The 21,213-nt window shown below is 43.4% G+C and carries 19 protein-coding genes, 1 pseudogene and 1 riboswitch; of the genes and pseudogenes, 4 read left to right on the top strand and 16 right to left on the bottom strand.

Going from position 1 to position 21,213, the window contains the following annotated elements:
- Positions 1-87 precede the first annotated feature (87 nt).
- Together DUN60_RS19280 and DUN60_RS19275 are read right to left on the bottom strand one after the other, a co-directional pair.
- Complete coding sequence (locus DUN60_RS19280; RefSeq protein ID WP_114635763.1) at positions 88-1,074, bottom strand: helix-turn-helix domain-containing protein; 987 nt, start codon at positions 1,072-1,074, stop codon at positions 88-90.
- Between the two features lie 181 nt (positions 1,075-1,255).
- Positions 1,256-1,684 (bottom strand): PACE efflux transporter, encoded by a 429-nt coding sequence (locus DUN60_RS19275; RefSeq protein ID WP_114634980.1) that lies wholly within the window; start codon positions 1,682-1,684, stop codon positions 1,256-1,258.
- 139 nt (positions 1,685-1,823) lie between these two features.
- Between DUN60_RS19275 and DUN60_RS19270 the strand changes: the two genes are divergently transcribed.
- Positions 1,824-2,726: a LysR family transcriptional regulator gene (locus tag DUN60_RS19270; RefSeq protein ID WP_061021942.1), complete on the top strand. Its 903-nt coding sequence runs from the start codon at positions 1,824-1,826 to the stop codon at positions 2,724-2,726.
- A gap of 418 nt (positions 2,727-3,144) precedes the next feature.
- Positions 3,145-3,489, top strand: a complete 345-nt coding sequence (locus DUN60_RS19265) for a thiamine-phosphate diphosphorylase (protein ID WP_114634978.1) — start codon at positions 3,145-3,147, stop codon at positions 3,487-3,489.
- Positions 3,490-3,617: 128 nt separating this feature from the next.
- Here the strand turns inward: DUN60_RS19265 and thiE are convergent, their stop codons facing one another.
- Positions 3,618-4,235 carry a thiamine phosphate synthase gene (gene thiE, locus DUN60_RS19260; RefSeq protein ID WP_114634976.1) on the bottom strand — a complete coding sequence of 206 codons (618 nt, stop codon included), beginning with the start codon at positions 4,233-4,235 and terminating at the stop codon, positions 3,618-3,620.
- Positions 4,236-4,495: 260 nt separating this feature from the next.
- Between thiE and DUN60_RS19255 the strand changes: the two genes are divergently transcribed.
- Positions 4,496-6,439, top strand: coding sequence for a methyl-accepting chemotaxis protein (locus DUN60_RS19255; RefSeq protein ID WP_114634974.1), 1,944 nt, complete (start codon positions 4,496-4,498; stop codon positions 6,437-6,439).
- A gap of 137 nt (positions 6,440-6,576) precedes the next feature.
- Here DUN60_RS19255 and thiM read toward each other — a convergent pair whose 3' ends face one another.
- From thiM to DUN60_RS19205, 10 genes and pseudogenes are all read right to left on the bottom strand, one after another.
- Complete coding sequence (thiM, locus tag DUN60_RS19250; RefSeq protein WP_114634972.1) at positions 6,577-7,362, bottom strand: hydroxyethylthiazole kinase; 786 nt, start codon at positions 7,360-7,362, stop codon at positions 6,577-6,579.
- Positions 7,363-7,390: 28 nt separating this feature from the next.
- The gene (tenA, locus tag DUN60_RS19245) at positions 7,391-8,071 is read right to left on the bottom strand and encodes a thiaminase II (protein ID WP_114634970.1); all 681 of its coding nucleotides are present in this window, start codon (positions 8,069-8,071) and stop codon (positions 7,391-7,393) included.
- An 8-nt stretch (positions 8,072-8,079) separates the two neighbouring features.
- Positions 8,080-9,036 (bottom strand): ABC transporter substrate-binding protein, encoded by a 957-nt coding sequence (locus DUN60_RS19240; protein ID WP_065104608.1) that lies wholly within the window; start codon positions 9,034-9,036, stop codon positions 8,080-8,082.
- A 119-nt stretch (positions 9,037-9,155) separates the two neighbouring features.
- A pseudogene (locus DUN60_RS19235) lies at positions 9,156-9,890 on the bottom strand (ABC transporter permease); the annotation flags it as partial.
- 73 nt (positions 9,891-9,963) lie between these two features.
- On the bottom strand, positions 9,964-10,722 hold the full coding sequence (locus tag DUN60_RS19230) for an ABC transporter ATP-binding protein (protein WP_114634965.1): 759 nt from the start codon (positions 10,720-10,722) through the stop codon (positions 9,964-9,966).
- A complete protein-coding gene (thiD, locus tag DUN60_RS19225; protein ID WP_114634963.1) occupies positions 10,712-11,620 on the bottom strand; it encodes a bifunctional hydroxymethylpyrimidine kinase/phosphomethylpyrimidine kinase in 909 nt (302 codons plus the stop codon). The genes DUN60_RS19230 and thiD overlap by 11 nt, the downstream gene beginning before the upstream one ends.
- Positions 11,621-11,716: 96 nt before the next feature.
- A riboswitch (TPP riboswitch) is annotated at positions 11,717-11,828 on the bottom strand.
- A 98-nt stretch (positions 11,829-11,926) separates the two neighbouring features.
- Entirely contained in the window at positions 11,927-12,844 is a 918-nt protein-coding gene (locus DUN60_RS19220) for a DMT family transporter (RefSeq protein ID WP_114634961.1), read from the bottom strand.
- Between the two features lie 85 nt (positions 12,845-12,929).
- Positions 12,930-13,658 (bottom strand): helix-turn-helix domain-containing protein, encoded by a 729-nt coding sequence (locus DUN60_RS19215; protein WP_102312703.1) that lies wholly within the window; start codon positions 13,656-13,658, stop codon positions 12,930-12,932.
- Between the two features lie 247 nt (positions 13,659-13,905).
- Positions 13,906-14,157, bottom strand: coding sequence for a DUF2999 family protein (locus tag DUN60_RS19210; protein ID WP_105058350.1), 252 nt, complete (start codon positions 14,155-14,157; stop codon positions 13,906-13,908).
- 130 nt (positions 14,158-14,287) lie between these two features.
- A complete protein-coding gene (locus tag DUN60_RS19205; RefSeq protein ID WP_009844828.1) occupies positions 14,288-15,385 on the bottom strand; it encodes a YdcF family protein in 1,098 nt (365 codons plus the stop codon).
- Positions 15,386-15,883: 498 nt separating this feature from the next.
- Between DUN60_RS19205 and DUN60_RS19200 the strand changes: the two genes are divergently transcribed.
- The gene (locus tag DUN60_RS19200) at positions 15,884-16,558 is read left to right on the top strand and encodes a glutathione S-transferase family protein (RefSeq protein WP_108203188.1); all 675 of its coding nucleotides are present in this window, start codon (positions 15,884-15,886) and stop codon (positions 16,556-16,558) included.
- Positions 16,559-16,839: 281 nt separating this feature from the next.
- Here the strand turns inward: DUN60_RS19200 and DUN60_RS19195 are convergent, their stop codons facing one another.
- The 3 genes from DUN60_RS19195 to DUN60_RS19185 form a co-directional block, all read right to left on the bottom strand.
- Entirely contained in the window at positions 16,840-18,237 is a 1,398-nt protein-coding gene (locus DUN60_RS19195; RefSeq protein WP_114634959.1) for a hypothetical protein, read from the bottom strand.
- Complete coding sequence (locus tag DUN60_RS19190; protein WP_114634957.1) at positions 18,234-19,862, bottom strand: VPA1262 family N-terminal domain-containing protein; 1,629 nt, start codon at positions 19,860-19,862, stop codon at positions 18,234-18,236. The genes DUN60_RS19195 and DUN60_RS19190 overlap by 4 nt, the downstream gene beginning before the upstream one ends.
- 290 nt (positions 19,863-20,152) lie before the next feature.
- Positions 20,153-21,196 (bottom strand): GMP reductase, encoded by a 1,044-nt coding sequence (locus tag DUN60_RS19185; RefSeq protein WP_009844818.1) that lies wholly within the window; start codon positions 21,194-21,196, stop codon positions 20,153-20,155.
- Positions 21,197-21,213 lie beyond the last annotated feature (17 nt).

The raw sequence follows: 21,213 nt of genomic DNA, 5'->3' as shown, positions 1-21,213 counted from the left end.
TCCTGTTTACTTAATGATTTTGATACAGCCGTTTTTTTCTAAACAGCGACTATTTCGATATTGTCGTTATTTCGGAGACAACCTCTATTATCGTTGTAGCCGCTCTTTTCGATACTGTCTTGGTGTCATGTTCATCTGTCGTTTGAAGGCACGTGTAAAATGAGAGGAGTCAGCGTAGCCCATCTTTGTGCCGACTTGAGTAATCGACAAATCCGACTCCGTGAGCAGTTCCAAAACCTGCTCGAGCACCATATCTTCTATCAAGGTTTTATAGATGACACCTTCGCTTTCTAGTCTGCGTTGGATGGTTCTGACATGAATATTCAGAATTTCAGATGCCAAGCTAATAGGGAGTTTCCCCATCGTGAGATAAGGTTTAATCACAAGTTTGAATGCGCTCAGAAATGAGCTGGGTAGAGGCGTGGTGAATTCAGGTGTATGGCCGCGCTTTGACAGCACGATAGGCGAAAGCATGATCTCTGCAGGGATCTCAAAAGCAGTCACTGGCCTATGCGTGTAATACTGAGCACTGCCCATTTGTGGTAGAGATTGAAAACATTCGAGATCGCCATTCTGAATTCCGACCTCAGACGGCTTCCAACGACCTTGCGTTAATACTGAAAGTAGCTCGTTAATGAAAATAACAGAAAACAGCTCAGCGAACTTAAACCAAGGTGCGTTAGTAAATGGCTTCTCACGAACCAACCACCACTTGCCTCCGGATTGCTTGGTATAAACATTCGCACCATTGGATACGAGCTTAAGCTGCTCACCAAATTGGTCTAGCGCGATTTTCAATGAACCCTGCTGGCTTAGCTTAGCCACAAACCTTGGCACATAGGTTTGCTTGCAAAAACTCCACATAAACAGCGAAAACTCTTCTCTCGACGCAGATTCCCCCATAATCTTGACCACGTTTTTAATAGTGGTCTCAGGGAGATAATCGTAATGGTCATTACTGGTGAGAATATCATTAGGGATTTGGGCACTGCGTAGTAAGGTGTAGATTTCACCATCAATATGTTTGAACAGTTCCGCGAACAATTCGACTTCTTTCTTATCAACAACCGTCATTGCCTGAGGGGTATTTGGCATCCTTTCCTCTTATCTATCCGTTCACGAACTCAAATTATCACCTTCTTTAAGATAGCAGAACAAACGCCGCGTTACCTAGAGTTACTAACCGAATATACCCGTCAAAATAACGAATAAACAAACGGTTAGTCGCTCAAATTACATTTACTGACTTGGTAGTTTACTGAACCGCTAAATCGGCTTTTCGTACCCAAAATGCTCGCACATGGTCGTAAATCAGATTAAACACAAACGCGTAAATGGTAATAGAAATGGTCACGCCGATATCCATCAAAAATGCCTGCCATAACCCGACGTTGAGCAAGTACGCCATCACCGGGATCGTCGCCACCAGCAAGCCTGCCTCAAATAACACGACATGAAAAACACGTAACTTGAGCGAACGCTTTGATTTTTCACCCGTGAAATAACGGTCAAAAATGCGATTGAAACAGTAGTTCCAAATCATCGCGATAGTGGCAACAACTATCATGGTTCCTGATAAGGCATTCACATCGTGATCGGTAAATATCGCCAAGCCCATAATTGAAAGTGTTACGGCCAAAACTTCGAATAACACTGAGTGGAACACTCTTTCTAATGTACTCATACATTCCTCTAAATAATCTAGTCTATGTTGGATTAGCTCGGATTATGTCATCGAAAATAATAAGAGAAAGTTAACAGCCATCACGAACAGTGATAGCCTAGGAGTTATCCCCCCCCTTTGGTATTGAGCGAGAGATAGAATGTACAGTTTTGAGCAATTAAAAGTCTTCGTCACCGTGTGTGAAAGTGGCTCTTTTTCTGCTGCTGCACGCAAGCTGAAACGCGCTCAATCCGGCGTCAGCCAATCGATCGCCAATCTCGAAATAGCCATCGACCAAGAGCTGTTTAACCGCGAGAAAAACATCCCCGTTTTGACCAACACAGGCAAAGCCTTATTGCCTGTTGCCAAGTCGATTCTCGACCAACAAAAGTACTTCGACCAAAAAGTAGAATCGCTGACGCAAGAAGATGAACACGAACTGATCATTGCCATTGATGAGAGCATCATAGATAAGAATTTCATTAAGATAATCAGCTCACTAGCCGATCAGTTTCCAATCACACACTTCGATATTATTACGACATCTACCTTCGATGTTGAAGACTTAGTAAGGCGCGGAAAAGCACAGATTGGCATCATCTATGCGGATGGTGAGCTTAAGGTGGATATGGACTTTTTCCTACTTGGCCAAGCGCGCTTTCTTACTGTCAGCTCTGCCACGCACGAGCTGAGCCAAATGCCCGTCGTTCAAGACTCCGACCTAAAGCGCTACCGCCAATGTGTGCATCGCAGTTCGAAGCAGCGCGAATTGTGGTTCACCTATGGTATCAGCTCCATGCTTTGGTATGCCAACAACCACAAAACGATCATCGATCTCGTTGAACAGAACGTAGGGTGGGCAAATGTGCCTGAAATGATGGTGATGGAAGGAATTCAGAAAGGCGATCTCGTTGCACTGCCAGTGGCACACGAGCATGGTGGTTGGATTACTCCAGTGGGTTGCTTAGTGTCTCGCAGCCATATCAATGGCCCAGTGTTAACAAGTTTACTTGAAAAACTAAAAGGCCACTCATTAGAGAACAATCAATGGCAAGCCAACTAATCTTCCCCAATTCTTGAGTTCAGCCAATTTCAGCAACTGAATCCTAAATCAATGACGGTGGTGTTTTCTCCAGCACTACCTCATTTCCGCTTTTCGTGCCGATAATTTTCTTTGTCGTGTGGATAAAACACCCTAGTTGATATCCCAAAGTGACATAACTAGTATGCGATCCCAAAGGGGTTGTCTTATCAAACTGATATCGACAAAACCAAATCGCTCTTTAACACCACTGACCCAACTTCAAATCTCCCACATAAGTGCCCCTGCCCTGCAACCACTTGTGAAAGCTTCAAATAGATCACTTTTGAATATTGATTCGCACCCAGTTTATGAGCCCTCTTCGAGTGCTTTTTTATATCTAAATGAACCTTTTGGAAAATTTGTCGTGAACGTTTTAAGAAATATTTGCCCTGAGAAAATGGGCAAAGAGCGTAACAAACGAGAGTATGATTTACGCGTACTTAATTGTGTCAGTGAAAGCGAATATGAATCGCGTATGGCAGTTTGGAATAGCTTAACTTTGGTTGTTACTCCGTCTGTTTCAGAAACAAAAGGCTTCATCGATGAGGCTTTCAACAAACTTCAGCAAGACTTGAAAGAAGCGAGCCGCGAGTTATCGATTAACTACACGGACTTCATTGCAATGGCGCATGAAGAACTTAACTACATTAAGGTGTTTGTTGCTGATAAGACCGCACAATACGGCTGGTATGCCGCGATCGTTCTTATGATCATCGGTACTGTTGCTTTATGCGCTCAGTAAACAAAACTGTGTATTCAATAAATTGTCTTAAAAGCTCAAGCGACAGGCCAATTTAGCCTTTCTATGAGCCTGTTCTTTAACTAGAAAACAAATGGTTAACCTCATTTGTTTTCTAGTCTATAACCCCTTCACTCCCCCATTAGAGACAACAGATCCCGCGTCGCTTGTTTTGGATCTTCAGCGTGACATATCGCAGATACCAGTGCTAATCCATGAATACCGCTCTCAACTAACTGCGGGATATTCGATTCGTTAATTCCACCAATACCGACAATCGGTAACTTCGTTGTCTCCAACGCCATTTTAATGCCGTTATAACCCCAATGTTTCTTAAGATTCGTCTTGGTCGGTGTGGCAAAAAGCGCACTGAGGCCAATGTAATCAATAGGCAGACTATCGGCTTCTTGAAGCTGTTGTTCAGTTTCAATCGACAGACCAAGAATCTTGTCTGGGCCAATCAACTGACGGGCTAACTCAGCCGGCATATCTGATTGACCTAAATGCAAGCCGTCAGCATCCACAGCCAATGCAACGTCCACTCGGTCATTAATGATCAACGGTACTCCTGAGCTAGCCAAAATCGACTTAACGGCCTGCGCTCGTTCAATAAAAGCTCTCACATCTCCATGCTTCTCTCTTACTTGAACCATAGTGACACCACCAGCGATTGCTTGTTCAACCACAAACTTAAGCGTTTCTAAATCTTGTTGGTCATCCGTTACTAAGTAAAGCTTATAAGGGTTCATATCGTGCCTTTGGAGTCGGAGTCTAAATTGAGTTGCTACCATTTTACCGACAATTCGCATCATGTGCATGGAAGTTAATACTGAATTAGCTCAATTAAGCGCGCACCATTGAATATACAACTCGTTGAAAGCATACCGAAAATCCTGAAATTTTTAACGAAAGCGTTACTTATTACACAAACTATTCACTTAAGCCTGCCCAGAACGCTGTTTTATGGAATACTTCGCTATGAAGGAATCAGGTAAATATAGGGATAGTTATGCGCCACCTTTCTATAGCGTTTAAGATCAAGCTAGGTTATGCCATCTGCTTACTCTTTTTCGTCATTTCAGGCCTTGTGAGTTACAAAGGTATCCAAACCTTGTCGAACGGCTTTAGTCAATACAGTGAGCTCAGCCAGAAAGCGACGCTGTCAGGCAACATTCAAGTGCACTTTCTTCAGATGCGTTTAGCCTCTGAACGTTACTTAGAGTCATTGGATGAGCAATACGAAACGAATTATCAATCAAGCAAACTCGCGATTGATGAACTGCTCAACAACTTAATCCAAACCACCACCAAAACCGATAGCCTAGCTAGCCTGCAATTAGTGCAAGACAGCGTAGCGGCATTTGACACGGCTTATGGCTCAATGAAACAGAGCCAGCTGCTCATCGACCAATTGGTGAATATCGAGATGGTCAAACGAGAAACCAACGCCCTCAAAGCCGCTCAGAGCTTGTTGTATGAGTCGTACAACAACAATGATCCAAACGCGAGCTTGTACGCTGGCATGTTGATGGAGAACTTCCTCGCCGCTAAGATCACTGTGCTGAGTTACTCAAACAACAACGACCTTAAAACCTATGAAGCCGGTAAAGACATTTTTGAATATGCTCTGCCAGGTATCGAAGGTGATATTGAATCTCTTAAATCATCTCCTTATCAAAGTGAACTGATTGAAGACTTCTCTAACCAACGCGAAGCGTATGCAAAAGGTTTTGAGCAAGTTCATCAGCAGATGATTGAAAACACTCAAAGAACTGCAACGCTTGCCTCGATTGGTGACAGCTTGGCTATCGCAGTAGCGGATGCTCAAAGTATTCTAGAGCAACAGAAACAAGCATTAACGCCAGAACTGCAAGCCAGTGAAAAACGTTCAGTTCAAATCATCTTCTTGCTAACGGGTGTGGCTTTGGTGATTGGCATGACGAGCGCTGTGTTGGTGACTCGTTCTATTACCAAAGGCATCGCACAGGTTAAACAGATCACCAATGAGCTTTCTCAAGGCAACTTAAATGTTGAAGTGAACATTGAGAGCAAAAACGAGATTGGCGAACTGCTGACCAACATGGAGATCACCATCGAGTCTCTGCGCGATATTGTTGGTCAAGTGAACCGCTCTAGTGTGCGTATTGGTGAGATGTCGGAGTCGCTGAATCAAGTGACCAATAACAGCTCGACCAACGCGACACAGTTGAACAATGAGATGATCAATATCTCTTCTGCTGTTGATCAATTGGCTTCCAGCACATCAGAAATTGCTTCAAGTGCTAACCACGCCTCTAAAGTGGCGAACCAAGCTACCGAAAATGTCGCGATGGGCCTCAAAGAAGTCGATAAAACACTGCATGAAATTGGCAGCGCCGATGAAAGCATGCAGGTGAGTAGCCAGAAAGTAACGGACCTACACAAAGAGTCGATGAACATTGGCGCTATTCTTGAAGTAATCAAAGGCGTATCTGAGCAAACCAACCTATTGGCATTGAATGCCGCTATTGAAGCTGCTCGTGCGGGTGAGCAAGGCCGTGGATTTGCCGTGGTAGCAGACGAAGTGAGAACGCTCGCTAAGCGTACCCAAGATTCTGCTAGCCAAATTGATGAACTCATCACCTCGTTACAGCGTGGCGCTAAAGATGCGTTAGAGTCGATCAAAGAGAGCCACAGCACGGTTTCCGATGCTTCAACTCAGGCGCAGCAAGCTTCTCAGAACTTGCATGTGATTAACCAACACATCCAAGATCTGAATCAGGCTAACAGCCAGATTGCAGTGTCTGTTGACGAACAAGATTGCTTAACCAAGTCGTTGGGTGAAAACGCGCAAGGTGCAAATACCATCGCGCAGAGCAACCAAGAGTCTGTCAGCAGCATTTCAGGTGCAGCGAGCGACTTAACCGAAGTTGCTCATCACTTAGAAAGCCAAGTGAATCGATTTAGAACCTAACTAAACCAATTGCTGATATAACGAGATAGCTAACACGACGACGAGTTAATACGGTTTTGAAGTAATAATAGAAAAGCCCTCAACACATATGTGCTGAGGGCTTTTTAATAAGCTACGAATGCAGATCTAGATTGAATCTACTGAACCTTCAAACGTTGGATCAACGTCTCTTCATCTAGTTGATACAGCTCATCAAGCAAGTTCATCTGTAAGCTACCCGGGCCACGTGAGTTCTCAGCAGCAATTTCGCCAACCACACCTAATACCGCAGCAGCAGCCAAACCACTGTCATCTCCAACAGCAGCGAAAGCGCCCGTTAATGCCGTTAAGGTACAACCCATGCCCGTCACATACGGCATCATTGGGTGCCCGTTGTTTAACGTCACCACGCTGTCTTTGGTGACAACGTAATCTGTCTCACCAGAAATCACCACATTCGCACCGTATTCAGCGACTAAGCATTGCGCTGCGCCTAATGCAGCATCACTGCTATCTAGCGCATCAACGCCTTTGGTCTGTGCTTGCTCACCCGCTAACGCGATAATCTCAGACGCGTTACCACGAATGACTAGCTTATCCGCTAAACGTGCAATTTCACGAGAAGTCTCGGTACGCAGCGTGCTTGCGCCGCAACCCACAGGGTCAAGAACCACAACCTTGTTGTTCGCATTCGCTTGTTCAACAGCAAAACACATTCTTGGCGTCCAAACACTGTCGAGGGTGCCAATGTTGATCACTAAAGCGCCAGAGAAAGACATCATCTCTGCAAGCTCTTGTTGTGAGTGCGCCATAATAGGCGAAGCGCCAATCGCCAATAACGCATTGGCCGTGTTGTTCATCACTACATAGTTGGTGATGTTCACAACCAGTGGTTTTTGCTCTCGTACTGCGCGCAACGATTGGATGATTTGTTCAGTTAGCATGGATAAATCCTTATTCGTGAAAGTCGCTTTAAGCCGCGGTTGAGTCATTAAGTGCATTCAGACCTTGTTGCCAAAAAGCTACTTCCATACGCGTTGCGGTTTTGAAGATATGGACGATGTTCTGACCGCGCTCGCTGTTAATATCAATTTCAGCCAGTAGCTGATTGAAATATTCTGCGCCCGTTGCCACGCCAGACTGGAACTCTTCACCGCCGTAAAGCTGTAGCCAGCTTGCGTATGGGTTGCCTTCTAATACTGTATCACTGCTTTCTAACAGCGCTTTACCAATCACGGCATAACCGATTGAACACGGAGCCAGTGCCGCATATAAGTCGACGAGATCACCTGTCATACCTGAATCTAGAACGTAGCGCGTGTAGGCAACTGTGCCGAAATCTTCCGGTTCGTTTTCTAAATCCGACTCAGTTAAACCCCATTGACCACAGTAAGTTACGTGGTGTGAAATTTCAGAATCTAGCAGAGCATCAACACTTGGCAGCGCACGGCGCATATCAGCCAGTGTCTTTGCCTTGTAAATTGCCAATGCATAAGCACGGGCATACTGCTTTAAAAACAAAAAATCTTGCTTCAAGTAATGTAGAAAACACGGCTGAGCAAGAGTGCCGTTCGCCAGCGTTTTAACAAAATCATGCTCGGTGTAGTCTTGCCAATCTTGCTGACAGGCTTGAATTAAGTCTTGGTATTTCATGAGATTCCTTAGTCAAAAGTCGGTACGTAATCAGCGGCTTTTGGTAGTGATTTGATAATGCCTTTGTCGAACATAAACTGTGCGTAATCATCGTAACGCTTCATATCTACAGCAGAAGGGCGAAGTGCAAAGCGAGTCAGTGTGTCGTTCCATGCACGTTGGTTAAGTTCGTTGTTCAACGTATCTGGTGAATACGCCACAAACTCACTCCATGACTCTTGTGGGTGGTTCACAATGTAAGTGGTTGCTTGTTCCAATGCTTTATTGAACGCTTTGATTGCTTCGTCGTCGTGTTTCTTAGCGTTCGCCACAAAGATCAACTCGTCGTAAGCGGGTACGCCGTGCTCTTCTGGGAAAAATGCTTTCGCTTTAAAGCCTTCAAGTGCTAGCTGGTTGGTTTCGAAGTTACGTAAGCCACCCCAAATTGCATCTACCTTGCCCGATGCCAATGAAGATGAAAGTGCCCAACCGACATTGATGGTTTGCACGTCGGTAAATGCAACATTTTCTTGAGCTAGCATGGTGCCGATGGTTGCTTCTTCGTTACCCGCAATCGCAATACCGATCTTTTTGCCTTTCAGATCCGCTAGTGAATCGTTCTTGCCATTATCTAAAACCATCAACGTATTCAGTGGTGTTGCGATAAGAGTAGATGCACGAACGAGAGGCAAACCTGCCGCTACATCCATGGTTAAACTTGGTTGGTAAGTTACCGCTAAATCGACCTTACCTGCCGCAACCAATTTTGCTGGTGTGCTTGGGTCAGCTGGCTCTTGGATTTCCACCTCTAAGCCTTGGTCAGCAAAGTAGCCACGCTCTTGAGCAATCACAATTGGGCCGTGGTTCGGGTTCACAAACCAATCCAACATCAATGTCAGTTTCTTTTGTTCAGAATCCGCCAATGCATGACCTGAAACTAGCGAAGCAAGCAGTGCCACTGCACCTACCAATTTGGTGTTTTTCATAGTTAACCTTTCCTTTTGAATATTATTATTGTGTGTATCGAGCTAATTTTTAACGAAGTTTTGTTTAGATAAATAGCGTGAGCGAAGCTTTATTAAACAAAGTGTTATAGAGCGAACCATTACTGGTTTTCCCAAGGGATAGCTTTTTTTAGTAATTTGTCTGTGATGAAGTAGAGCGAGATAGACAGCACCGCCAAAATGAATAAGGCAGCAAACATCTCATCAATGATCATGCGCGCGTTGGCCTGCAGCATTAAGTAACCTAGCCCTTCACTCGAACCCACCCACTCGCCGACAACCGCACCAATTGGGGCAATAACCACAGCCACACGAATGCCCGACGCCAGTGTTGGCAATGCAGCAGGCAGTTGGATATAACGCAACAATTGCCATTTCGATGCACCCATGGTCTTGGCAAGATCAAGGTAACCTGTCGGTGTATTACGTAGGCCGTCGTAACAACAGGTCGTCACGGGGAAGAAGATTATGATTGCCGCCATCACCACTTTTGAAGCGATGCCGTAGCCAAGCCACAACATAAGTACTGGCGCAATCGCAAATACAGGAATCGCTTGGCTAGCAATTAAGATAGGCAACAACCAACGTTTCAGTGGTTCGAACATCAACATCTGCAGGGCGAAAAACAGCCCCATGGATAAACCGAGCAATAGACCAAGTAAGATCTCCTGCGCAGTCACCCAAGTGTGTTTGAGTAACACATCGTAGCGTTCAATTAGCTTGATGAAGACTTCTGCAGGCGCTGGAAGAATGAAGCTTGGCATCTCGAAGATAACCACCACCAGTTGCCATAAACCGAGAATCACAGCACTGCTGATCAGCAAACGCATAACGGGATTCATCTGACGAGGACGTGTAGTGGTAGTCTGTACGTTAGCTGAACGAGCCGCAGCTTCGCTTCGCGTTAGATCATTCATAATCACGCTCCAACTGATCTAAAATCGCTTGTTGTAACTCAGCGCATTCACCGTCTAACACTCGTGGTGTTGATGTGAGAGGCACAGATAAAGAGTGAGCACTCGCAGGCGTGCCTTGCAACACATACAAGTTATCCGCCAAACGCACCGCTTCTTGTGGATCATGAGTAATCAACACAACGGTTTTATCTCTTAACAGCTCACACGCTAAGGTCTGTAACTTGTGTCTTGTTACCGCATCCAGCGCAGAGAAAGGTTCGTCCATCAGCACAACAGGTTTGTCTTGCATTAAAGTGCGAGCCAAAGCAACACGCTGACGCATACCGCCAGACAATTGATCCGGCATAGCATCCGCGTAATCAGCCAAACCAACCACAGCGAGCAACTCTAGTGCTTGATTGGTTTGCTGTGCTTTATCAGAAACTGGATTTTGAAAGCGATGACTCAGGCATACATTGTCGATAACCGACAGCCATGGCAGTAACAAATCCTGCTGCGCCATGTAAGCGATGCGATCCGTTAAAGGCAATTCATCAGAGGTTGCCAATGTGCCCTGCCACTCCACCTTGTCGTCCAACAAGCCTGCCAGATAACGTAAGACCGTGGTTTTTCCGCAGCCACTTCGACCCAGCAATACCGTCCACTTACCTGCATTTAAGCTAAGCGACAACCCAGACAAGGTCGCGTGCTTACTGTCGTTATAGCGTAAGGAGGCATTGCTGAGTTGAACACCCACCGTATTAACAGACATTACCGTGCCCAGCGAAGAAGTGATTTACCGGGCCATGACCTTGGCCGACTTGCAACTCATCAGCGTGAGCAATTGCGCGCGAAATGTATTGTTTGCCTAGGTCAACAGCCTCTGAAAGCGTGTTGCCTTGAGCCAAGAAAGAAGCGATAGCAGAAGAAAGCGTACAACCCGTGCCGTGCGTATTTTTAGTAGGAAAGCGCTTCGCGCTAATCAGAGCAGATGTGGTTGGCAGAATCAGTAAGTCGTTACTGTTCTCATCCTTCTCTAAGTGACCGCCTTTTAGCAGGACAGCTTTAGCACCTAGTGCGCGTAAGTCTTCAATCATGCCCTGCATTTCGGCTTCGCTTTCAGGTACCGCTTTGCCTGTCAGTGCTGCGCCTTCTGGTAAGTTAGGAGTAATGATATCAGCCAGCGGAATCAGCTCTTGTTTTAGCGTCGTAATTGCTGAGTTTTCTAGAAGAAGGTCTCCACTTGTCGCGACCATCACAGGGTCAATCACTAAGTGTTTAGGTTGGTATTGTTTGATTTTGTCCGCGACGACTTTGATGATTTTCGAATCGGCCAACATGCCGACTTTCACTGCCACGATATTGAGATCAGTAAAAACCGCATCTAACTGGCTAGCGACATGGTCGAGTGGAATAGGAAAAATGGCTGACACGCCTTGAGTGTTCTGGGAAGTGATAGCGGTAATCACAGAACAAGCAAAACTACCGGTAGCAGACATGGCTTTAATATCAGCTTGGATACCGGCACCGCCACCACTGTCAGAACCCGCGATGGTTAAAACAATCGGAGTATTCGTGCGAATCGTGTCTTCAGCAGAGTGCTGCTGTGTTGAGGATTTTGGAGTTGAGGCTTTTGGCGTTAAATCTTTTGAAATAGAACTGTGTGTCATTGTCGCTCCTACTATCTTACAAGACGTAGGAGAACGAACACTGATCGAAGGAGAAGTCGCATTAGGCTCATGAAAGCTTTCATGGGTGCAGACGTAGATCGAGTGCTTATAGTTCCCTACGCCAGTGTTAACTGAATCAGGTTCAACGGGTCTCGATTAACGATCTCAGCAAACACCAAATAAGGTATGTGCCCCCCGACTATTGATAGCGATAGTAACAGCACTCTCACAACTGAGATACTGATTTTATTCAATTATAAGAATTACACATGAAAAAATTTCAATTAGGCAAAACAAAACAAATACTTATAACGTTCCTTTAGATGGTTTCGACTGTATAAACAAGCACAACACAATCAGAGACATACCTAACCAGCCTGTAAAAGGAATAAGCTCACCGACAACACAGACGGCAAGCACCGCTGCAACTACTGGTTCAAACAGAGTCAGCAGATTGGCACTACTCGCGGTCACGTGGCGTAAACCAAAACTGAACGCGATATAGCCCAAGCATTGCGGGATTAACGTAAGATAACTGATGACTAATACGTTAATCTGTGAGGAAAACAGGTTCTCACCCGTAAACCAGAGCGTTGGCAACAACAGCATCGCACCCAGGCCAAAAATACTGCCCATCGCTGCTTGTGACTTAATCCCTTTATCGATCAATGCTTTTGTCGCCCAAGAATAAATGGCGTAACACAACCCAGCGACCAAACCTAAGCCAATACCTAACAGCTTGAGATCATCACCGGATTCATTCGCCGATGAAGATTCTGAAAACACCAACAACCCAATACCTACCACACCAATCGCAAAGCTAGTGAGCCAACGTTTGTTGATATTGTTCTTTTTGCTAATCAGACACTCTAATAGTGCCGAAAAGAAAGGTGCGGTAGCAATCGAAACCACGGTACCAATCGCCACGCCTGATAATTTCATTGAAGAATAGAAAGCTAAAGGATAGACCGCCAAAGCCAAAGCGCTCACTGCCAACAGCTTCTTGTTCTGCAAAAGTTTGTCGAAAGCGAATAGGATTTGTCGATACGCCAAGCCCGCTTGCATTAGACCACCGACGCCCATAGAGAAAGCACCAATCGCTAATGGGCTTAGATCAGGCGCAAAACTTGCGGCGGTGCCTGTCGTACCCCATAAAATAGAAGCAAACAAGATGGCCAAAGTGCCCGTTTGGAATTCGTTAACGCGATTGATGGCAAGATTCATTTCTATTATCCAATTTTCAGTTCTGAAATAGATAATAGTGAAGATTGATAAAGGTTAGTTTGCCGAAAGGACGCTATTGTTGTTTCTAAAGACTCTCTTTCATCGAACCCAAAAACGCCCTTGGAGACATTCCAAAGTGCTGAGAGAAGCGACGACTGAAAGCAGACACATCACTATAGCCCACATTTTCAGCAATCAATTGAACCGGTAAATCGGTATGAGTTAACAAGGCTTGAGCTTTCTCCATACGATAGCGAGTGATGTATTTAAGCGCACTGATACCCAAGCATTCTTTGAAACGTTTTTTGAATTGAGTAGGACTCAAACAGGCCGTTTCTGCAAGTTGTGGAATAGAGAGAGGTTGGGCGTAATTATCCGCTATCAGCCTTTGTACCGCACGGATTCTTGGGTCGATGCTCTTGCTGACTTGTTGTTGCTCTAACAGCAATGAAAACACATCCAAAACTGATGACTCAATGCCACTATCGACCTGATATTCCAGCTGCTTCTCAACAAACAGCAAGAAGCTCATTAAAGGTGGCGTTATCGTGAAAACCGAGAGCTCATGCTCTAACAAGTGCTGCGGCAACTCCGCCATATCCGCGACAATAAACCGCGCTGCTTCATCCGCCTTAAACGCATGCGCTGTGGTTACCGGAATCACCACACATTCGCCCACGGCCACTTTGCCGACATACCCCACCATTTCAATATTAATACTGCCTTGGATCGGCAATACCAATTGATGATGGTCATCATGAGCATGGGTATTAAATTGCTTGGTGTAAGATCGAATGCTTAAGCTAGATTTCATGAGCAACGCCGGAGTACAGTTTATTGAAACATGAGTGTTAAAACGAAATTACATGATTTAAGCGAGGGAGTCACATCGGGCTAGTGCTTTTGTCGTCTCCTCTGTCTAGCCTGTTCTAAGTCGGATCAAAAAAGCCGTTTAAGTATCGATACTCAAACGGCTTTTTATTGGAGTCTAATTCGCGATCTCAAGAACAGTTAACCGAATCGGCTATCACTCCCTAACAAAATCGCTCATTCACACTCTACTATTTTTGAAGTTGCTCTTTAGCGGCTTCAACCTTAGAAAAATCTAGGCCAAGCTCTTCAACTGCTTCTTTGATTAGCGCAGGGTTTTGCATTACCTGACCCATCAGCATTTGAAGCTTCTCTTGTGGTAAACCAAGTTGGCTGATTGTCGCCATTGCTGCAAGAGGGTTTTCGGTCAACGTCTTGAATATCTCGCTGATCTGCTCGTCGCTAATATTGTTCTCTTTCAACATTGCTAAAATCGGGTTCATTTTTTTGCCTTTGAAACACTAAATTAAGTAGGAGCACAGCATACCATCTAGCTGTGCTCGATTGTACTAGCAAGTGAAGCTTTGGTTTAACACGAACTGTGCTTTTCCCAAACGCAAATAATGCTTGGGCTTAGCGAGACTCTAATGGGTAAGAGCGGTAGCTCCACATACCATAGGTTCTCAGTGCGTCACGGTAGATGCCTAGAAGCTCACCACTGCTCGCTTTCTTAAGATCTTCTAGCGGCTTATCTGGGTAAGAAACTGTATCGAAGGTGATGCCCTGAGGGCCAGTTTGCCAGCTAGCAATTTCAAATAGAGTTTGACCACGACGAACATGGCTTGCCGAGCTGATAATGGTCGCGTGCTTAATATCATGACGAGCAAGCGCATAGCTACTGAACAAGGCATTGCCTACCGTGCTAGTCGCGTAGTTCTCTTCAATGATGCGGTCTTTGCTTACCCCTTTTGAGATAAGCCAATCCGCCATTAACTTGCCTTCAGTCTTATGGTTCTTAGGTACGCCGCCGGTTAACACGATCATCGCGTCTGGGTTCGCTTTCGACATTGCTAATGTCGTTTCAAGACGTTCAATCAAGATTTCATGCATAGAGCCATCAGGGTTAAGCGCGTAGCCCAAAGTGACGATGGCACCGTGGTCGCTCAACAGTCCCTTATCTGCAGACTCTTTAAGAGGTGTTTCTAACACGCGGTCGACCGTTGCAAAAATACGTTTGATGTCTTCTGCCTTGCCTTTATTCAGGCTTTCCAGCTTCTCCATGTGCTTGTTGGATTCACTGTCATTGCCTTCAAATCTTTGCCAAACCGCAAGATATGCGTGCAAGTCGACATCGTCTGGCGCAACCGTCAGTGCTTGTTCAAACAGCTCAATAGCGCGTTCTGCGTTCTTGTTGTAGATCTGAGCGTTCGCTGCCGAGATCAACAAGTCAGTACGGTAAGGTTCTAGCTGGTAAGCTTCTAACAATCGGTTAGTCACAATTTCCATGTTGCTTGGCATTTTAGCCGTGAAGCCCGCGTGTGAAATTCTTGCCGGAGACTTAAACGCCTGCAACGCATCAAGAAGTAATTGGTCGACAACTTGTCGCTTAGTCACCAACTGCGCGTAATCCGCTGAAGCCTGTACTGCGCCATCGTTAGCAGCAAAAGAATAAGGTGTTGCGCCAAAAGCGAGCATGCCACCAAGAGCGAGGGCGATAATGTTCTTTTTCATGGAAAGATCCTGTGTCGTTAAGTGTTCACATCAGATTTGCTCACCAATGTAAGTCCCTAAGATTAAAAAACTGTGAACCACACCAGAATCTCCGAGGTTAATATTCATTTGTTGCATAAGGTGTGGCAACAGATCACGATTTTGAACTTACCAATAAGCCTGTGTATCCAGATAATTCTGGTTTGAACCAGTGCTCAACGTTTTTGTTGGAATATCTGACTGCGGATTTCATACGCCCTATTCCACCGAAAACCACCCATCACAAACCCGAACTCCGCAGAAAACAACACGCCCAAACAGCAACTTTAAGCTCATTTTTTCAACAACTTAAAATCCAACACACCGAATTGTTCGATGTTGATCCTACCCACAGATAACGAAGCTCTAAACATATGGCCGCTAAATGCGAATCGACATATTTTCAAATAATTCAAAATCAACTATTGAACGATCGTTCAAGCGGTGTTTTAATGAATTATTAATACAAGGAGTTACCCCATGCTTAAGTTCTATTTTCACCAAACACCCAACCCAATGAAGATCGCTCTGTTTCTAGAAGAGACAGGCCTAGATTTTGAACTCGTTCCTGTTGATACCTTAAAGGGCGAGCAACACACTCCGGAATATCGTTTGATTAACCCGAACGGTAAAACACCAGCCATTGAAGACGATGGACAGCGCGTGTTCGATTCTAACGCTATCCTTTTGTACCTATCAGAGAAGACTGGTGAGCTTGGGGGGCAACCAGAAGACAGAGCTGAACTGCTCTCTTGGATGATGTTTATCGCCAGCGGACTTGGTCCATACTCAGGCCAATCAGTACACTTCCGTCATGCTGCACCAGCAGGCTTAGATTACGCTGTAAACCGTTACCTACGTGAGGCACAACGTCATTACGAAGTGTTAGAAAAGCACATGGAAGGTCGTGAGTTTTTCGTCGGAAATGAGTACACCATTGTCGATGTCGCTGCATGGGGTTGGATTGATAAAGCACCTTTCGTGCTTGGTGAAGAAGGCCTAGAACCTTACCCGAATTTGAAGCGCTGGTTTAACGCAATCAACACTCGCCCTGCTGCACTGCGCGCCCGCGAAACCGGTAAAGACGTTGAATTTAAAACCGAACGTGATGAAGAGGCAAAACGAGCACTGTTTCCTTCGAATTATGCGAAGTAGAAAAATGGAAAGTTAACGCTCTACTGAGTGATAGCTAGAACTCAAACATAAAGAGCCGCTAAAAAGCGGCTCTTTATGTTCAAATTGTATTAAAAAGTGACTATTTGATAATCTTTTTGTGGATTGATACTAAGATTCAGTATTCGTAATTATCCACTTTTCTAAAACACATTCATGGACAAAAATGAGCTATAGATTTCACTAAATTAGTATTTAACGAATTATCTAAAGTGTTGAAAATCCTCTAATTGATTGGCCAAAATTAGTCACTCTCTACATAACTAATTAATCATATATTGGATATAATTATCATACTCTCCATAGTTATGCTTGTATAATTTGCCTTGTATTAGGCACGGTAAGCTTGTATTTCGACTCACTTCTTCTGCGTGGTATAGTGGTTGAAACTTAGAGTTTTGAAGATACCAATATGTGGTGTGTTTAGATGATGTTTGATGCCAAACATTATCAATATTGTTTAGTTTGCTATACAGTTCTTCGATAAGAAGTTTTCGTCCCTCGGAGTCAAAACACTCTAAATAGTATTTGGTTACTGCATAGTCTAGCGTGCTCGCTTTAATTTCAAATAAGTATCCATCTCTATTTTTAACGCCGAAATCCCAATTATCCCAAATTTCAAAGGCGAAACTCCAAGCTGATTTTTGTTCTTCTTCACTCGCGAGCTTAGAAAATGATTCAAGGCATTCCGCCACACTATTTCTTCCAATATCTTGGAAATCAACCGCATAGAGATAAATTGCTTTAAAATAGCATTGTATAGCATTATCGGAAGTAGTTTGAGCCATAGCCTTACCAAGGCTCAATTGTATTTGAGGATAACGTGACGGATAGGTGTTTAATATTCTCATCCAGTGTTGCCAGATATTTTCATTTTTCATGAAAGCCAAGAATACTTTAACTAACTTATCATTCTCATACTCACTAAGTGGTTCCCTTCCTGAAAATGGAAGTACAGATGAAAGAGCACAGAATTTTAATGTTTGATTGGTAGTTTCTAATGCAATATCCAGAGCTTTAGATTTACCCATAAGATCCATCATCCCCCACATGAAAGGAATATCTCTCTTAACGTCTAAAATTGACATGAGAGATTTCTCATCCAAATAGTACAGCAAAGTAAATGCACTCTTTAAATTATAACAAATGTAATACTTATAATTTTCATGATTACGATGATACTCATCATATATTTTCGACCAGTTATTGTCAGAAACTATCTTTCTAAGATGCTCTTTTCTTTCGTCCTCATGATATTTTGTAATAAAATCAAAACGAACAGTAGTTGAAAGGCTGTTAATAATTAATATCGAATGCTCAATTAATTGTTTGGATGACTTATCACAAAAATCTCTTAGAGAAGACCAAAAATCAGAATGATTTGATACTAGACCAACAAGGAAAAATATGCCTTTTGTTGTTTCTATATCTGTGTTTCCTAAGTTTATTATTCTATTATTCAACCATTTCAATACGGAAATCGCATCTTGGTTTAAAACTGTACTTTTTAGCTCTCTACTTTTTAAAAGGAAGTCTAGACCTTGAATGGACTCTGCTTTTCGATACAAATCCACAGTATTGTCACGTTGAGATAACCTGATAGCATCTTGAAGCAATTCATTCAACTGGTTATCAATTTCAAACTTTGTATTTGTAGTCATTTAGAACTCCAAACTAAACAATCGTTTTTATCAATCTCAGTCCATAGATCATTAAAGGCATCCAAAATTAATCTAGCATCACCGCACTTTTGTAAGATATGATGCTCTTGACCGAAGCTATTAACGGATGTACCCAAAGACCATGCCATTGGTAAGTCATTTACATTGGGGAAAATTAAAAACCTATCGTGAAAACCCCACCCATAATTATTTCTTGGGCTTCTGAGCTCCAGATTGATCACCATAGTCATCTCTGGTGTTAAAGATTGGAGTTCACTATTGTATTTATCAAAAACACTTATATCTTTTTCTTCATTTGGAGGCTCTTTAAGATAAGTAATTGCTCTCAACGTGGCGTTGTTGAATTTTGTGTAAAACAAAGTTTCTATTATATCAGATGGAGATAAATACGGGTCCCATAGATAAACGCCATTTTCACCGTATCTATTGATTAAAAACCTCAAATCCTCAAGAGCTTTTTTATGTTCAACTTCTTTATTTTTTCCCTTCGGGTTATATTGAACAAAATCTCGACTATCTCTGAGCTTTTCTCGGTTATTTTCATAAATTCTGGTTCTTGTCCAATCAGTAGCTTTATTTTTCTTATCTCCAACAATTCCAGTGTCTGAATGAGTGATCACAGGAACAATAGAATGACTTCCATCATCGTGATATATTACTCTCTGTTCGTTTCCCATAAAATTAGATGAGAATCCAATTGTTGTGATAAAGGAAGATGGTGCCAACGAATAAAGTATTAGTTCACTTTTAGCATCCCATATCGTTAGTCTATAAGCCCCTTTATGGTTGAATGGTATTGTAACCGATTTAGATGACTTAGAGCAGTTTACTATATGAAAATCATTCTTGTTAAAATCATCATCCTCTTGATATCCACAAACCATCAGGTCTCTTGCCTGTATATTTGGGTGCCATGCAATCTTACATTCAACCGATAAATTGTCAGAGAGTAATGTTGTACTCGTTTGTACCGCATTGACTGGAACTTGAAATATTATACTACCTAGCTTGTCAGATAAGGATGAAAGATCTATTGGTAAGTATTTCAAAATCCCATCAGAAAGCTCTTGCAATATCGTTGTTTTTTCAAAAAACATCGATAATTCGATTTTATGCTGATTTATAAGTTCGACGATATATGAGCCATTATTAAAATTGTTCTTTAATACTGAGTTTAACGGCACAGTTTCAAAAGAGTCTGGCGGAGTGAATATTCTATTTTTATAATTGTATTCAGATGTTTTTACCTTTTGACCACAGCTATTCCATTCGCTGTTGTTTTTTGCAGTAGTAAACATCTCAATAGCATTATTAATAGATACTAAATACGTTTTTATTCCTACATACCAACCTTTCAATTGCTGGACTACTATCCCTTCTCTTGGCGTTATGAATGAAGCTTTATCAAGCTCAAGAAATTCAGGACTTCGGCGCTCGGCGACCATAAGAGTAAAAACGTTTGTTGGCTGCGCTCCCTTGCTTATTATCGAAAATATTTCTGTGACCTCGACACAGTTATACTCACCTAAAGCTTGACCAACTAAAAGTGTTCGTAAATCTTGATCAACAAAAGAGTGGTTCACAGCTTTGAGATGTCCGTTCATAGAGTTCTCGATCAATTAATAATATAAGTATTATTTCATATAATTAAGAGACTTACACTTTAAGTAGTATTTAAGATAGAAGTCTGAGGTAGGGTTATAGTGGATTAGCACATTTAACCACATAATTAGACTTTTAAGCATGAAGAGAAATAATCTACAACGCACGATTTGATATTAAGTTCGATCTAACCCTAGAAAAGTTAGGGGCAATAATGTGTTTGCAAGTCCTAAACAAAAAAGAGCCACTAAAAAGCGGCTCTTGATCTTCAAACTATTCGAACTCGTTCAGATTACTCTTTACCGAATACGTTGTTCTCTTGCTCTTGTACACGGATGAAAGTCGTACGCTTAGTTAGCTCTTTAAGCTTTGCTGCGCCTACGTATGTACAAGTTGAACGTACACCACCAAGGATGTCAGAAATTGTGTTGTGAACTGAACCACGGTATGGAAGTAAAACAGTTTTACCTTCCGCAGCACGGTACTTAGCAACACCACCTGAGTGCTTGTCCATAGCCGACTGTGAAGACATGCCGTAGAACTTCATGTACTGCTTACCATCTTGCTCTACTACTTCACCGCCTGACTCAGAGTGACCAGCTAGCATGCCGCCTAGCATTACGAAGTCAGCACCGCCGCCGAACGCTTTAGATACGTCACCCGCACATGAACAACCACCGTCACCGATGATCATGCCGCCAAGGCCGTGTGCCGCGTCGCCACACTCGATAATTGCAGAAAGTTGAGGGTAACCTACGCCTGTTTTAACACGTGTAGTACAAACCGAACCAGGGCCGATACCAACCTTAACGATGTCTGCGCCTGCTAGGATTAGCTCTTCAACCATGTCACCCGTTACAACGTTACCCGCAGAAATAACTTTAGTTGGGAATTCAGCACGTACTTTCTGTACGAACTCAACAAGGTGCTCTGAGTAACCGTTAGCGATATCAATACAGATAAATACGAACTCTTCGCTAAGAGCCATGATCTTCTTAACTTTCTCGAACTCAGCTTCAGACGTACCTGTTGATACAAATACGTTGTTCAGAGTTTTCTTGTCTGCTGTTTTAGCAAACTCAGCCCACTGCTCTACTGTGTAGTGCTTGTGTACTGCAGTCATAACACCGTGCTCTGCTAGAGCAGCTGCCATTTCAAAGCTTGCTACCGAATCCATGTTAGCTGCAATTACTGGAGTACCAGACCATTGACGACCGCTATGCTTGAATGTAAAATCGCGGGTTAATTCAACTTGAGAACGGCTTTTAAGGGTAGAACGCTTCGGACGGAAGAGTACATCTTTGAAACCTAACTTAAGTTCTTGTTCGATACGCATGGTGTTTTCCTTGATTC

Origin of the sequence: Vibrio splendidus (assembly GCF_003345295.1) — a bacterium.
Lineage (GTDB): Bacteria > Pseudomonadota > Gammaproteobacteria > Enterobacterales > Vibrionaceae > Vibrio > Vibrio splendidus_K.
Note: the sequence above shows the minus strand (reverse complement) of the source record. Positions and strands in the feature narration are given on the sequence as shown.

Excerpts from the sequence above, each read along its gene's own strand:
- DUN60_RS19280 (WP_114635763.1), bottom strand. The coding sequence starts at position 1,074 with ATGACGGTTGTTGATAAGAAAGAAGTCGAATTGTTCGCGGAACTGTTC.
- DUN60_RS19275 (WP_114634980.1), bottom strand. The coding sequence starts at position 1,684 with ATGAGTACATTAGAAAGAGTGTTCCACTCAGTGTTATTCGAAGTTTTG.
- DUN60_RS19270 (WP_061021942.1), top strand. The coding sequence starts at position 1,824 with ATGTACAGTTTTGAGCAATTAAAAGTCTTCGTCACCGTGTGTGAAAGT.
- DUN60_RS19265 (WP_114634978.1), top strand. The coding sequence starts at position 3,145 with ATGGGCAAAGAGCGTAACAAACGAGAGTATGATTTACGCGTACTTAAT.
- thiE (WP_114634976.1), bottom strand. The coding sequence starts at position 4,235 with ATGAACCCTTATAAGCTTTACTTAGTAACGGATGACCAACAAGATTTA.
- DUN60_RS19255 (WP_114634974.1), top strand. The coding sequence starts at position 4,496 with ATGCGCCACCTTTCTATAGCGTTTAAGATCAAGCTAGGTTATGCCATC.
- thiM (WP_114634972.1), bottom strand. The coding sequence starts at position 7,362 with ATGCTAACTGAACAAATCATCCAATCGTTGCGCGCAGTACGAGAGCAA.
- tenA (WP_114634970.1), bottom strand. The coding sequence starts at position 8,071 with ATGAAATACCAAGACTTAATTCAAGCCTGTCAGCAAGATTGGCAAGAC.
- DUN60_RS19240 (WP_065104608.1), bottom strand. The coding sequence starts at position 9,036 with ATGAAAAACACCAAATTGGTAGGTGCAGTGGCACTGCTTGCTTCGCTA.
- DUN60_RS19230 (WP_114634965.1), bottom strand. The coding sequence starts at position 10,722 with ATGTCTGTTAATACGGTGGGTGTTCAACTCAGCAATGCCTCCTTACGC.
- thiD (WP_114634963.1), bottom strand. The coding sequence starts at position 11,620 with ATGACACACAGTTCTATTTCAAAAGATTTAACGCCAAAAGCCTCAACT.
- DUN60_RS19220 (WP_114634961.1), bottom strand. The coding sequence starts at position 12,844 with ATGAATCTTGCCATCAATCGCGTTAACGAATTCCAAACGGGCACTTTG.
- DUN60_RS19215 (WP_102312703.1), bottom strand. The coding sequence starts at position 13,658 with ATGAAATCTAGCTTAAGCATTCGATCTTACACCAAGCAATTTAATACC.
- DUN60_RS19210 (WP_105058350.1), bottom strand. The coding sequence starts at position 14,157 with ATGAACCCGATTTTAGCAATGTTGAAAGAGAACAATATTAGCGACGAG.
- DUN60_RS19205 (WP_009844828.1), bottom strand. The coding sequence starts at position 15,385 with ATGAAAAAGAACATTATCGCCCTCGCTCTTGGTGGCATGCTCGCTTTT.
- DUN60_RS19200 (WP_108203188.1), top strand. The coding sequence starts at position 15,884 with ATGCTTAAGTTCTATTTTCACCAAACACCCAACCCAATGAAGATCGCT.
- DUN60_RS19195 (WP_114634959.1), bottom strand. The coding sequence starts at position 18,237 with ATGACTACAAATACAAAGTTTGAAATTGATAACCAGTTGAATGAATTG.
- DUN60_RS19190 (WP_114634957.1), bottom strand. The coding sequence starts at position 19,862 with ATGAACGGACATCTCAAAGCTGTGAACCACTCTTTTGTTGATCAAGAT.
- DUN60_RS19185 (WP_009844818.1), bottom strand. The coding sequence starts at position 21,196 with ATGCGTATCGAACAAGAACTTAAGTTAGGTTTCAAAGATGTACTCTTC.